Annotated in this window: 16 protein-coding genes; 4 read left to right on the forward strand and 12 right to left on the reverse strand. The window is 73.1% G+C overall.

Translation table 11 applies throughout. From position 1 onward, the window contains the following. Positions 1-259: 259 nt before the first annotated feature. The 3 genes from ilvC to LN037_RS24655 are packed head-to-tail and all read right to left on the reverse strand — an operon-like array spanning position 260 to position 3,713. The gene (gene ilvC, locus LN037_RS24645; RefSeq protein WP_230758405.1) at positions 260-1,264 is read right to left on the reverse strand and encodes a ketol-acid reductoisomerase; all 1,005 of its coding nucleotides are present in this window, start codon (positions 1,262-1,264) and stop codon (positions 260-262) included. A 41-nt stretch (positions 1,265-1,305) separates the two neighbouring features. Further along, positions 1,306-1,806: an acetolactate synthase small subunit gene (gene ilvN, locus LN037_RS24650; protein ID WP_018334921.1), complete on the reverse strand. Its 501-nt coding sequence runs from the start codon at positions 1,804-1,806 to the stop codon at positions 1,306-1,308. Continuing rightward, on the reverse strand, positions 1,803-3,713 hold the full coding sequence (locus LN037_RS24655; RefSeq protein WP_230758406.1) for an acetolactate synthase large subunit: 1,911 nt from the start codon (positions 3,711-3,713) through the stop codon (positions 1,803-1,805). The genes ilvN and LN037_RS24655 overlap by 4 nt, the downstream gene beginning before the upstream one ends. 263 nt (positions 3,714-3,976) lie before the next feature. On the opposite strand from LN037_RS24655, the gene LN037_RS24660 reads away from it, so the two are divergent. Beyond that, complete coding sequence (locus LN037_RS24660; protein WP_230758407.1) at positions 3,977-4,597, forward strand: PH domain-containing protein; 621 nt, start codon at positions 3,977-3,979, stop codon at positions 4,595-4,597. 83 nt (positions 4,598-4,680) lie between these two features. After that, positions 4,681-6,522 (forward strand): dihydroxy-acid dehydratase, encoded by a 1,842-nt coding sequence (gene ilvD / locus LN037_RS24665; protein ID WP_230758408.1) that lies wholly within the window; start codon positions 4,681-4,683, stop codon positions 6,520-6,522. Between the two features lie 38 nt (positions 6,523-6,560). Here ilvD and LN037_RS24670 read toward each other — a convergent pair whose 3' ends face one another. Next, on the reverse strand, positions 6,561-7,217 hold the full coding sequence (locus LN037_RS24670; protein WP_230758409.1) for a DoxX family membrane protein: 657 nt from the start codon (positions 7,215-7,217) through the stop codon (positions 6,561-6,563). 63 nt (positions 7,218-7,280) lie between these two features. Next, positions 7,281-8,216 (reverse strand): 2-hydroxyacid dehydrogenase, encoded by a 936-nt coding sequence (locus tag LN037_RS24675; RefSeq protein WP_230758410.1) that lies wholly within the window; start codon positions 8,214-8,216, stop codon positions 7,281-7,283. Between the two features lie 69 nt (positions 8,217-8,285). Here LN037_RS24675 and LN037_RS24680 point away from each other — a divergent pair, with 69 nt between their 5' ends. Continuing rightward, positions 8,286-9,446, forward strand: a complete 1,161-nt coding sequence (locus tag LN037_RS24680; RefSeq protein ID WP_230758412.1) for a PQQ-dependent sugar dehydrogenase — start codon at positions 8,286-8,288, stop codon at positions 9,444-9,446. Positions 9,447-9,450: 4 nt separating this feature from the next. Here LN037_RS24680 and LN037_RS24685 read toward each other — a convergent pair whose 3' ends face one another. Further along, complete coding sequence (locus LN037_RS24685) at positions 9,451-9,711, reverse strand: hypothetical protein (protein ID WP_230758413.1); 261 nt, start codon at positions 9,709-9,711, stop codon at positions 9,451-9,453. A gap of 41 nt (positions 9,712-9,752) precedes the next feature. Here LN037_RS24685 and LN037_RS24690 point away from each other — a divergent pair, with 41 nt between their 5' ends. Further along, a complete protein-coding gene (locus LN037_RS24690; protein ID WP_230758415.1) occupies positions 9,753-10,007 on the forward strand; it encodes a hypothetical protein in 255 nt (84 codons plus the stop codon). A gap of 13 nt (positions 10,008-10,020) precedes the next feature. Here LN037_RS24690 and LN037_RS24695 read toward each other — a convergent pair whose 3' ends face one another. The 6 genes from LN037_RS24695 to LN037_RS24720 are packed head-to-tail and all read right to left on the reverse strand — an operon-like array spanning position 10,021 to position 12,645. Next, the gene (locus tag LN037_RS24695; protein ID WP_230758417.1) at positions 10,021-10,311 is read right to left on the reverse strand and encodes a gas vesicle protein K; all 291 of its coding nucleotides are present in this window, start codon (positions 10,309-10,311) and stop codon (positions 10,021-10,023) included. Further along, on the reverse strand, positions 10,304-10,576 hold the full coding sequence (locus LN037_RS24700) for a gas vesicle protein (protein WP_230758419.1): 273 nt from the start codon (positions 10,574-10,576) through the stop codon (positions 10,304-10,306). Before LN037_RS24700 ends, LN037_RS24695 begins: the two co-directional genes overlap by 8 nt. Next, positions 10,573-11,310 (reverse strand): GvpL/GvpF family gas vesicle protein, encoded by a 738-nt coding sequence (locus LN037_RS24705; RefSeq protein ID WP_230758421.1) that lies wholly within the window; start codon positions 11,308-11,310, stop codon positions 10,573-10,575. Before LN037_RS24705 ends, LN037_RS24700 begins: the two co-directional genes overlap by 4 nt. Then, complete coding sequence (locus tag LN037_RS24710) at positions 11,307-11,705, reverse strand: gas vesicle protein (protein ID WP_443611900.1); 399 nt, start codon at positions 11,703-11,705, stop codon at positions 11,307-11,309. Before LN037_RS24710 ends, LN037_RS24705 begins: the two co-directional genes overlap by 4 nt. Positions 11,706-11,713: 8 nt before the next feature. Further along, positions 11,714-12,403: a gas vesicle protein GvpO gene (locus LN037_RS33865; RefSeq protein WP_230758425.1), complete on the reverse strand. Its 690-nt coding sequence runs from the start codon at positions 12,401-12,403 to the stop codon at positions 11,714-11,716. Further along, on the reverse strand, positions 12,400-12,645 hold the full coding sequence (locus LN037_RS24720; protein WP_230758427.1) for a gas vesicle protein GvpG: 246 nt from the start codon (positions 12,643-12,645) through the stop codon (positions 12,400-12,402). Before LN037_RS24720 ends, LN037_RS33865 begins: the two co-directional genes overlap by 4 nt. Positions 12,646-12,648: the final 3 nt, after the last annotated feature.

The following is a 12,648-nucleotide window of genomic DNA, read 5'->3' on the forward strand; positions in this document are numbered from 1 at the left end:
GACAACCGGCTCTCCCCGTACCGGTGGGGACGGCCCATTGGTCCCCGTGCCGGGAACGACGACGACGGGCGTACCAGTGAGGTACACCCGTCGTCAGGAACACCAACCGGAGTCGACCGTGGCGGGCTGCTGACGCTGGACGTCAGCCGTGTGCCACCGCTGACACTCCGGCGCCCCACCACGACCGTGGCGGGCTGCTGACGCTGGATGTCAGCCGTGTGCCACCGCTGACATCCAGCGGTGGCCACCCCGGCAGGGACTAGAGCGCCTGCTTCGGGATGAACGGCATCAGGTCGCGCAGCTTGGCGCCGACCTGCTCGATCTGGTGGGCCTTGCCCTCGTCCTCGAGCTTCGTGAAGTTCGGGCGGCCGTTGTCGTCCTCGGCGATCCACTCGCGGGCGAAGGACCCGTCCTGGATCTCGGTGAGCACGCGACGCATCTCGTCCTTGACGGCCGAGTTGATGATGCGCGGGCCCCGGGTGAGGTCGCCGTACTCGGCGGTGTCCGAGCAGGAGTAGCGCTGGCCGTAGATGCCCTTCTCCCACATGAGGTCCACGATCAGCTTGAGCTCGTGGAGGCACTCGAAGTAGGCGATCTCCGGGGCGTAGCCGGCCTCGACGAGGGTCTCGAACCCGGCCTGGACCAGGGCGGACGTGCCGCCGCAGAGCACGGCCTGCTCGCCGAAGAGGTCGGTCTCGGTCTCCTCGGTGAACGTCGTCTTGATGACGCCCGCGCGACCACCGCCGATGGCCGACGCGTAGGAGAGCGCCAGCGCCTGGGCCTGGCCCGAGGCGTCCTGCTCCACCGCGATCAGGCAGGGCACGCCCTTGCCGTCGACGAACTGACGCCGGACGAGGTGGCCCGGGCCCTTCGGCGCGACCATGGCGACGTCGACGTCCGACGGCGGCTTGATCAGGTCGTAGCGGATGTTGAAGCCGTGCCCGAAGAAGATCGCGTCACCGGACTTCAGGTTCGGCGCGATGTCGTCGGCGTAGATCGTGCGCTGCTTGGTGTCCGGCGCCAGGATCATGATGAGGTCGGCCTCGGCGGCGGCCTCGGCCGGCGTGACCACCCGCAGCCCCTCCTCCTCGGCCTTGGCGCGCGACTTCGAGGACTCGGGGAGCCCGATGCGCACGTCGACGCCCGAGTCGCGCAGCGACAGCGAGTGGGCGTGGCCCTGGCTGCCGTACCCGATCACGGCGACCTTGCGGCCCTGGATGATCGAGAGATCGGCATCGGCGTCGTAGAAGATCTCGACACTCATGGGAACTGCGGTTCCTTCCTGACTGACGTACTGAAGACGTACTAACGATTCGCGGCGATCGCGCGCGGCCCACGGGCCAGCGCGACCATCCCCGACTGGACGATCTCGCGGATGCCGTAGGGCTCGAGCATCCGCCGCAACGCCGACAGCTTGTCAGCCGTGCCGGTCGCCTCGACGGTCACGGCGTCGGGGGCGACGTCGACGACCTTGGCCCGGAACATCTGCGTCACCTCGAGCACCTGCGAGCGCACGGTGGCGTCGGCCCGCACCTTGAGCATGACCAGTTCGCGCTGGACCGAGGTCGCCGGCTCCAGCTCCACGATCTTGATGACGTTGACCAGCTTGTTGAGCTGCTTCGTCACCTGCTCGAGCGGGAACTCGTCGACGCTGACGCAGATGGTCATCCGCGAGATCCCCTGCTCCTCGGTCGGGCCGACCGCGAGCGACTGGATGTTGTAGCCGCGCCGGGAGAACAGGCCCGAGATCCGGGCCAGCACGCCGGGCTTGTCCTCGACGAGGACCGACAGGGTGTGGGTGCTCATCGGGCCTCGTTCTCCCGCTCGATGTTCGTCACGACCTCGTCCGCGCCCCCGGACTCGGGGTCGTCGAACAGGGGCCGGATGTCGCGGGCGGCCATGATCTGGTCGTTGCCGGTGCCGGCGGCGACCATCGGCCACACCTGGGCGTCGGCGCCGACGGTGAAGTCGATGACGACGGGCCGGTCGTTGATCGCCATGGCCTGGTTGATGACGCGGTCGACGTCGTCGCGCGACTCGCACCGCAGGCCCTCGCAGCCCAGCGCCTCGGCGAGCATCACGAAGTCCGGCACACGGTGCTTGTGCGTGCCGAGCTCGGTGTTCGAGTACCGCTCCCCGTAGAACAGGGTCTGCCACTGCCGGACCATGCCGAGGTTGCCGTTGTTGATGACGGCGACCTTGATCGGGATGCCCTCGATCGCGCAGGTCGCGAGCTCCTGGTTGGTCATCTGGAAGCAGCCGTCGCCGTCGATGCACCACACCGTGGTGTCCGGCAGGCCGACCTTCGCGCCCATCGCCGCGGGCACGCCGTAGCCCATCGTCCCGGCGCCGCCGGAGTTGAGCCAGGTGCGCGGGTGCTCGTAGCCGATGAACTGGGCGGCCCACATCTGGTGCTGGCCGACGCCGGCCGCGTAGATGGCCTCCGGGCCGGCGATCTTCCCGATGCGCTCGATGACGTACTCCGGCGAGAGCGTGCCGTCGGCCGGCTCGTCGTACCCGAGCGGGAACGTCTCCCGCCAGGAGTTGAGCTGGTTCCACCAGGTCGTGAGGTCCGGGCTCGAGGCCTCGGACCCGCGCAGGGCCGCCGTCAGCTCGCCGATCACCTCACGGGCGTCGCCGACGATCGGCACGTCGGCCACCCGGTTCTTGCCGATCTCGGCCGGGTCGATGTCGGCGTGCACGATGCGCGCCTCGGGCGCGAACGTCGACAGGTCGCCGGTGACGCGGTCGTCGAACCGCGCGCCGAGCGCGATGAGCAGGTCGGAGCGCTGCATCGCCGCGACGGCCGCGACGGTGCCGTGCATGCCGGGCATGCCGAGGTTCTGCGGGTGCGAGTCCGGGAACGCGCCGCGCGCCATCAGGGTCGTGACGACGGGTGCGCCGGTCTCACGGGCGAGCTCCATGAGCTCCGCGGAGGCACCGGCCTTGATGACCCCGCCGCCGACGTAGAGGACGGGACGCTGCGCCTCGCCGATCAGCCGGGCGGCCTCACGGATCTGCTTGCCGTGCGGCTTGGTGGTGGGCCGGTAGCCGGGCAGCGCCATGTCGACCGGCCACGAGAACGTGGTCTGCACCTGTAGCACGTCCTTGGGCAGGTCGACCAGCACCGGGCCGGGACGACCGGTGGCCGCGATGTGGAACGCCTCGGTGATCGCCCGCGGGATGTCCGCCGGGTCGGTGACCAGCATGTTGTGCTTGGTGATCGGCAGCGTGATGCCGCAGATGTCGGCTTCCTGGAACGCGTCCGTGCCGATCATCTTGCGGCCGACCTGGCCGGTGATCGCGACGATCGGCACCGAGTCCAGCATGGCGTCGGCGAGCGGGGTGACCAGGTTGGTGGCGCCCGGACCCGACGTCGCGATGCAGACCCCGACGCGCCCGGTGGCCTGCGCGTAGCCGGTGGCGGCGTGCCCCGCGCCCTGCTCGTGGCGCACGAGGATGTGCCGCACGATCGTCGAGTCGTACAGCGGGTCGTAGGCCGGGAGGATGGCGCCGCCCGGGATGCCGAAGACGACGTCGCAGCCCACGGCCTCGAGCGACCGCACGAGGGACTGCGCCCCGGTCGCGGGCGTGGGGTCGACGCGGGCGGAGCGGGCCGCCGCGCGGGACGACGGCGACGCCTGGGTCGCCGAGTCCTGCTGCTCGCTCGGCGCGCCGGTGCGCGGCGCCGGCCGCGGTCTGGCTGTGGTCATCGGTGATCAGCCTCTGTGGATGGTGAGTCAGGCCCAGGACACGAAAAAGCCCTCGCCGCCGGGGGCGGAGAGGGCAGGCGCGTCAGGTTCTTCAGGCGGCGAGCACGATGCTCGTCAGACGCTGACGCGCCCGGCGAGTACGAGAATTCGCTGCATGGGCCAGACGTTAGCACGGGCCCGACGACCGCCGGGACCCTCGTCCGCGTCACACCCGCCGGGCCTTCACGACGCCGGGTCGTGCCCCGGCTGGCACCATCGCGGACGTGGCCGACGAGCAGCAGACCTCCGCCGGGACGGTGACGTCCGCGGACACCACCCCGGCCGCACCGGCGACCTTCCGGGCGGTGCCGACCGTGGCCCTGGTGGCCGTCGGCTTCCTCGCGCTGTGCATGTCGCCGATCGCCTTCCAGGGCGGCCCGTGGTTCCTGGTGTTCCTCCTCCCCGTCGCCGTCGGGGTGTGGGTGGTGCGCTCGCGGACGCGCGTCGACGCCGAGGGGCTGCACGTGCACCGCGTCCTCGGGTCGCGCTCGGTGGCGTGGTCGGACCTGAGCGGGCTGCGGCTGCCGGAGAAGGGCTGGGTGCGCGCCGTCCCCGTCGAGGCCTCCGAGGTCGAGCTGCGCGGGGTGCGCATCCGCGATCTCGGGCGGGTCGCCGAGGCGTCGGGGCACCGGATCAGTGCGCCCACCCCGGCCGAGGCGGAGGCCGCGGCCGAGCACGCCCGCGAGCTGGAGGCGGCGCGGATGCGGGTCGCGAAGCTGCGGGAGCGCCAGGCGGAGCAGGCGGAGCAGGTCGAGCAGGCCGAAGACACCACCGCGGACACCACCCAGGGCACCCCTGGGGACACCCCCGACGAGGCCGACGGGACCCGGCGCCGGGAGGCCTGACCGACGGACCCGCGCCGACCCGACGTCGGGAATGCGCGGCGTAACCTCCGGACGGAACCGCACCCGTCTCTGGAGGACCCCCCGTGCCGCCGCTCCGTTCCCGCGTCACCACCCAGGGCCGCAACGCCGCCGGCGCCCGCGCCCTGTGGCGGGCCACCGGCATGACCGACGACGACTTCGGCAAGCCGCTCGTCGCGATCGCGAACTCGTACACGCAGTTCGTGCCGGGGCACGTGCACCTCAAGGAGATGGGCGAGCTCGTCGCCGGCGCGGTGCGCGAGGCGGGCGGGATCGCGCGGGAGTTCCACACCATCGCGGTCGACGACGGCATCGCGATGGGCCACGGCGGGATGCTGCACTCGCTGCCGAGCCGTGAGGTCATCGCCGACGCGGTCGAGCACATGGTGCAGGGGCACGCGGTCGACGCCCTGGTGTGCATCTCGAACTGCGACAAGATCACGCCGGGCATGCTCAACGCCGCGATGCGGCTGAACATCCCGACCGTCTTCGTCTCCGGCGGACCGATGGAGGCCGGGAAGGCGGTCGTCGTCGGGGGTGTCGCGCAGGCGCCGACCGACCTCATCACCGCGATCTCGGCGTCCGCGAGCAGCGAGGTCACCGACGACGGGCTCACCGAGGTCGAGCGCTCGGCCTGCCCGACGTGCGGGTCCTGCTCCGGCATGTTCACCGCGAACTCGATGAACTGTCTGACCGAGGCCCTCGGCCTCTCCCTGCCCGGCAACGGCTCCACGCTCGCCACGCACGCCGCCCGCCGGGACCTCTTCCTGACGGCGGGTCGCACGGTCGTCGAGCTCGCCCGCCGGTTCTACGAGGGCGACGACGAGTCGGTGCTGCCGCGCAACGTCGCGAACAAGCACGCGTTCGAGAACGCGATGGCGCTCGACGTCGCGATGGGCGGCTCGACCAACACGGTGCTGCACATCCTGGCCGCCGCCCACGAGGCCGGCCTGGACTTCACGCTCGCCGACATCGACGCCGTCAGCCGCCGGGTGCCGTGCGTGTCGAAGGTCAGCCCGAACTCGACCTTCCACATGGAGGACGTCCACCGCGCCGGCGGCATCCCCGCCATCCTCGGCGAGCTCGACCGCGCGGGGCTCCTGCACCGCGACGTCCGCACCGTGCACGCGGACTCGCTGGACGACTGGCTCGGACGCTGGGACATCCGCGGCGCGAACCCCTCGGCCGAGGCGGTCGAGCTGTTCCACGCGGCGCCCGGCGGCGTCCGCACGGTCGAGCCGTTCTCGACGACGAACCGGTGGTCCTCGCTCGACACCGACGCGAGCGAGGGCTGCATCCACGACGTCGAGCACGCCTTCTCCGCCGACGGCGGCCTCGCCGTGCTCACCGGCAACCTCTCCATCGACGGCGCCGTGATCAAGAGCGCCGGGCTGCCCGAGAACGGCCGTCGCTTCCAGGGGCCGGCCCGCGTGGTCGACTCCCAGGAGGAGGCCGTCTCGATCATCCTCAACCGCGAGGTGCAGCCGGGCGACGTCGTCGTCGTGCGCTACGAGGGCCCCGCCGGCGGGCCCGGCATGCAGGAGATGCTGCACCCGACGGCGTTCCTCAAGGGCGCGGGCCTCGGCGCGGTGTGCGCGCTCGTCACGGACGGCCGCTTCTCCGGCGGCTCCTCGGGGATCAGCGTCGGCCACGTCTCGCCCGAGGCGGCGCACGGCGGCGTGATCGCGCTCGTCGAGCCGGGCGACCAGATCCTCATCGACGTCGACGAGCGCCGGATCGAGCTGCTCGTCGACGACGAGGTGCTCGCCGAGCGCCGCGCGAAGATGGAGGCCTCGGAGCGTCCGTGGCAGCCGCGGACCGACCGCGGCCGCAACCTCACCGCCGCGCTGCGGGCCTACGCGAAGCTCGTGACGTCAGGTGCCACCGGCGCGGTGCGCGACCTCTAGGACCCCGTTCCCGACGGCGGGTGCCCCGGCGCCCGCCGTCAGGAACGCAGGGCCAGCAGGACCGTGAGCGCGGTGCCGACCGCGAGGACGACCCCGGTGATCCCGACCGCGGTCTGCCCGCGGTGCCACGGCCGGTCGGCGTCGCCGCTGATGCGTCCGGGCCCGGCGAGGACGACCACGGCGGCGAGCGCGACGGCGAACAGCGAGGTCTCGGCGGGGCCGACGGTGCCGGACGCCCACGCGGCGGGCAGGGTCACGACGAGGGCGACGAGCGCGACCGCGAGCAGCGCCGAGCCCGCGAGCGAGGCGAACACGCCGACCGCGACGAGGACGCCCGCGACCAGCTGCACCCAGCCCAGCGCGGTGGTCAGCCCCGCGACCGGGGCGAAGCCGTAGCCGGAGAGCAGGGCCTGGGTGTGCGCGGTGCCGTCACCGTGGCCGCGGGGCAGGTCGAACAGGGTGCGCGCGCCGCCGAGGACGGCGGTGACACCGAGGACCACCCGCGCCACGAGCAGCCCGACCTCGATGCTCCACGGGCGGACGGCCAGCACCGTCGTGGTGGGCACCGGCTCGTCGATCGTCGACGCCTCCCGCTCCTCGCGCCACGGGAAGACGGCGGTGTCGCTCGGCGCGCCCTCGAACCCGAGGAACGCGACGTCGCCGCCCTCGACCCGGTCCCGACGCCAGAGGCTCACGATCGAGGAGCGTAGGTCGACTCGATCGGGTGAGCGTGGCGACGCGCGGGAGATCCCGGCGGATCAGTACTGGCCGACCACCAGGTTCGGTGGGTCCTCGCCCGCGACGACCGCCTCGATCTGCGGCACCACGATCCGGTACGCGCGCTCGAGGTGGCCGGGGACGCTGCCGCCCACGTGCGGGGTGATCAGGAGGTTCGGCGCACGCCAGAGCGGGTGGTCGGCCGGGAGGGGCTCCGGGTCCGTCACGTCGACGGCCGCGCGCAGGCGCCCGGAGGTGAGTTCGGCGAGCAGCGCGTCGGTGTCGACCACGGGCCCCCGGGCGGCGTTGACCAGCAACGCGCCGTCGGGCATCGCGGCGAGGAAGGCGGCGTCGACCATCCCGCGGGTCGTGTCGGTCAGCGGCACGAGCAGGACGGTGATGTCGTGCGAGGGCAGCAGGTCGGGCAGCTCGTCGACGCCGTGGACCCCCTCGCGGGCCCGCGTCCCCACCAGGGTCACCGGCCCGACGTCGAACGGCTCGAGCCGGCGCGCGGTCTGCTCGGCGAGGTCGCCCGCGCCGACGAGCAACACGCTCCTGCCGGTCAGGGTGTCGGTGAGGTGCTGGTCCCAGTGCGCGGCCACCTGGTGGCGGACGAACTCCGGGATCTCCCGCAGCACCGCGAGGATCGCCGCGAGCACCCACTCCGCGGTGACGCCGCCGTGGGCGCCCTTGCAGTCGGAGAGCGCGACCCCGTCGGGCAGCACCCCGACGAACTTCTCCGCACCCGCCGTCAGGAGCTGGACGAGCCGGACCTGCGGGCAGGCGTCGAGGAGGTCGCGGGCCGCGTCGGCGCCGAGGAAGCCGGGGACGAACACCTGGGCCTCGGCCGCCTCCGCGGGGAGCCCGTCGACGCCCGCGTCCTCGTCGTAGCGCACCACCCGGACGCCGTCGACGCGGGCGAGCTCGCGCTCGCCGACCTCGTCGGGGACCAGCACGGTCAGCGTGTCGTCGCTCATCGGGACCGGAGGCTAGACCACCCCGGGGCTCACGACGGGTTCAGTCGCCGGCGCCTAGGGTGACCACCGATGTCTCCGGGTCCCGTTGCACGCGCCGTCGGGCTCGCCGTCGTCCTCGTCGCCCTGGTCGCGGGCTGCGCGCGGTTCCCGGACGCGTCGAGCGAGCCGTGGCGCGACAAGCCCGAGATCGGCGCCGAGCGCGCTCCGCAGCCGCAGTCGCCACCGCCGTCCAAGCCGCAGGCGCCGTCCGCCCCCGGGGGCGGCACCCCGCCGTCGGGACCGTGCGTGGACCCGGACCCGCAGGTGGTCGCCACGTGCCTCGCCCCCGTGTCGGCGGTGGTCACGCTCCCGGGCGGGCAGGCCGCGCTGGTCGCGGAACGCACCACCGGCCGCATCCTGCGGGTCGCGCCGCAGACCGCGCCGGAGGTCGTGGCCACGGTGCCGGTCGACGCCGTGGGCGACGGCGGGCTGACCGGCCTCGTGCTCTCCCCCAGCTACGCCGAGGACCAGCTCCTCTACGTCTACGCGACGACGTCGTCGGGCAACGCCGTGCTGCGCGTCGCCCCCGGCGACACCCCGAAGCCGGTCCTCGCCGGCATCCCGCGCGGCACGACGGACAACCGCGGGACGGTGGGGGTCGAGCCGAACGGGACGTTGCTGGTCGCCACGGGCGACGCCGGCACGTCCGAGCCCGGCCCCACCTCGCTCGCGGGCAAGCTGCTGCGCATCGATCCCTTCGGCCGCCCCGCTCCGGGCAACCCCGACCCGGCGTCCCCGATCGTCGGCTCCGGTCTGCACGCCCCCGGCGACGCCTGCGCCGACCCGACGTCGAACACCACCTGGGTCACCGACCGCACCGGCGCCCGCGACGTGCTCCTCGGGATCCGGCCCGGCGCGCCCGTCGGCACCGCGGCCGCCGCCGCCCCGGCGTGGACCTGGCCCGACCGCCCCGGCGTCTCCGGATGCGCCGCAGGCGGCGGCACGCTGCTCGTCGGGCTCAGCGACGCCCGCGGCCTGTTCGTGCTCCGGCCGACGGCCGAGGGGCGCTTCATCGGCACCCCCGAGACCCTCCTGCCCGGCGTCTACGGCCGGATCTCGGGCGCCGACCTCGCCTCCGACGGCTTCGTCTGGTTCGGCACCACCAACAAGGACGGCGGCGCCCCCGGCGCCACCGACGACCGCGTGGTGCGCATCAAGCCGCCGTCCGGCGGCGGCTCGGGCCCCGAGTAGCGCCTCACTCCGGCTTCGCCGTCGCCTGCGTGACGTAGCGCTCGACGGCGTCGCGCGCCTCGTACACCGTGCGCGCGTGACCCCACCGCTCGGAGTCGAGCGTCGAGTGGGTCCAGCCGCCCGGCGGCACCCGCGTCCCGAGGGTCAGGTAGCCGATCTGGCGGTCCCACAGGATTTCCGACTCGAAACCGCGCGGATCGTCCCAGCGCCACGAGTACCCGTGGTCCTCGGGCGATTCCAGGACCTCGATCCCGTCGATCTCCATGAATTCTTCCTCCTCACCGCGGGAAATCGTAGGATCGGTCCGTGACCGTCTACGTCTCCCTTCCTCAGATTCCGCTGACGCTCAAGTTCGAGGAGTCGATGGACGAGGTCGCCTCCCATCTCCACGGCCTCGTCGAGAACGCCAAGGTGCTCCGCTACCGGACCGACAGTGGCGCGATGGTGCTGATCAACTGGGGGGTCATCGAGTCGCTGACCCTCAACGAGGGCCCGCGCACCCTGGAGTTGGACGAGGTCAACCGGGGTCTCAAGGCCTCGATCGAGACGGTCTCCGACTGAGCGCGCCGCGACCTCACCGGTCGCGGGGCAGCAGCGGGCCGAGGGGACCCAGATCGAGATTGAGGTCCGCGGGCGTGAGCCCGAACTGCTCGGTCAATTCGTCCATGGCGTCCGAGAGCAGCATGAGCGCCGTTCCCAGGTCCTCCTCCTGCTGCTCGGTGAGTTCGGAGTTCTCCACCCGCCGGATCGCCTGGCGCTCCATCAGCTGACGCAGTAGTTCGACGATCGTCAGGACGAGTTTCATCAGATCGCGCCGCACCGCGTCCTTGTCGATCTCGATGCGGTTCTCGGAGGGGTCAGCCATCGGGCCGTCCCTTCACGAGACGGTCCGACCCGACCCGTTCGGACACGACCCGTTCGGAGCGCACCGCCTCGATGGGCCCGGACTCCGCCGGGGCGATCGAGGTGATCAGCGCGCGCAGGGAGATGCGCACCAGGTCGACCCCGGCGAGCGAGATCGTCAGGTCCCCGGTGAGCACCACCCCGCCGGCGAGGAGACGGTCGAGGAGGTCGACCAGCGCCACCTCGCGGTCGCCGAAGAGCGACGTCTCGCGGTGCTCCACGGTCATGAGGCCCGCCCCGCGAACGAGTACGGCACCCACGGGCCGGTGAGCTCGAGGTCGACCGACCCGTCGCGGGCGAGCTCCTCCACCAGCCTCCGCAGCTCGTCGGTCGCCGAGCGTTCCACGAGGTAGGCGCCGTTGAGCACCATCTGCTCCGAACGCCCGGTCAGCGAGCGGTCCTGCGGCGGGTGCCGCCGCGCCTCGACCGCCAGCGCTGCGACCGCGGCGTCCACCGCATCGGCCTCCCGCTCGGCGGCCGCGATCGCGGCGTCGCCCTCCCGCAGGGCCTCCCGACGGGCCCGTAGGTACGCGGCCCCCGAGCTCGGCCTGCCGGCCGCCGCCGAGCGCGCCGCCGCCGGCCGGACATAGGCCTTGACACCCCACTCGTCGCGCCCGTCGACCCGGTCGAGCACCGCGGCGAACTCCGCGCGGCTCTCGCGCAGCACGGCCCGCACCCGGTCGTCGTCGAGGTACACCGTCGCGAGGGCCAGGGGCGCGACCGCGTGCTCGCGCCCCACGGCCTCGACCACGCCGTGGTGCGCCCGCGCGACCTCGGCCAGCCAGGCCAGGTCCTCGCGGTGGGCCTCCAGGTCCTCGAACGCCTCCCGGTCCACGTCGGAGACCACCGCCTGCAGACCCGCCTCGTCGACCAACCGCAGCGCACCCCCGGCGATCCCGCCCGACCCGACGTCGGGAACCCGCTCGAGGTCCCGGCCGACCGCGTACAGGTAGGTGATCACTGCTCCTCCTCCGGCTCGGGCGCCCGCTCGACCTTCTTCCGGCGTCGCGCCGGCCGGGCCTGCGCCTGCTCCAGGGCGGCGATCCGGTCCTTCAGCCGCTCGTTCTCCTCCTCCAGCTCGTGGCGCCCGCCCGAGAGGGTCGGGTCGCGCTCCCACCAGTCGATCCCCATCTCCTTGGCCTTATCGACGGAGGCGACGACGAGGCGGAGCTTGATGGTCAGCAGCTCGATGTCGAGCAGGTTGATCTGGATGTCCCCGGCGATCACGATGCCCTTGTCGAGCACCCGCTCCAGGATGTCCGCGAGATCGGTGCCTCCCGGCGCCCGAGCGGCCTGGCCGCCCTGGCGACCCTGCGTCGGAGGCATCGAGCCCGTCCACCGGACCGGCTCGTTCATCGGTCCTCCTAGTCGTCGTCGCCCCGGCCGCGGGTGTAGCGGGAGACCCGCTTGTAACCGACGAGCTCGCCGTCGGCGTCCATCTCGACCTCGTAGATGGCGAGCAGGTCGGTCGAGTCCGGGATGCGCCGGCTCTCCACCACCTCGAGCGAGACGGTCCAGCCGTCGTCGTCCCGCCGCACGGAGGTGACGCTCTCGGACTCCTTGCCCGTCATCTCCATGACCTGCTCCGCCGCCCAGCGCGCCACCACGCGCGCGGGGACCTTGCGGGGCCGCTGCGGCTCGGGTTCGGGTTCCGGTTCGGGCTCCTCGTCGACGTCGTCCTCGACGTCGTCCAGGTCGTCCTCGGCGTCGTCCCGGTCGTCCGGCTCGTCGTCCAGGTCGTCGACCTCGTCGGGCTCCGGCTCCTCCTCCGGCTCCTCCGCCGCCTCCCGACGACGCCGCCGGGGCCGCTCCTGGTCGGTCGGCGCGGCGCCGTCGCCGTTGCGGGACCGACGGCGGGGTCGCTCCTGATCGGTCGGGGCCTCGTCCCCCTCGTCGCGACGACGGGTCGGCGCCGGCTCGTCGTCCGGGTCGCGCCGCCGACGCCGGGCCGTGCCCGAGGACGCGCTGCCCGAGGACGCCGACCGACCGCCACTGCGGCGACGGTCGGCCTCCTCGAGCGGATTGCGACGGGTGCGGCGGTCCGCCCCGCTCACGACCCGCCGCCCGACGGCTCGCGACCCGTCAACCGGGCGAGGAGCACGTCCTGCTGGGCGTCCCGCTCGGCCTCGCTGATCTCGCCGCGCTCGTGCGCGGCGTCGAGATCGTCGATCTGGGCGCGGATGACCGCCGGGTCGTTCAGTCGGTGGTCGACCTGCTCCTCGATCCGTTCGGCCACCCACACCACGCCCCGCACGGGCGCGAGCGGCAGCAGGAGCAGTTCGGTGAACAGCCCCACGGC

The organism is Actinomycetospora soli, from assembly GCF_021026295.1.
Taxonomy (GTDB): domain Bacteria; phylum Actinomycetota; class Actinomycetes; order Mycobacteriales; family Pseudonocardiaceae; genus Actinomycetospora; species Actinomycetospora soli.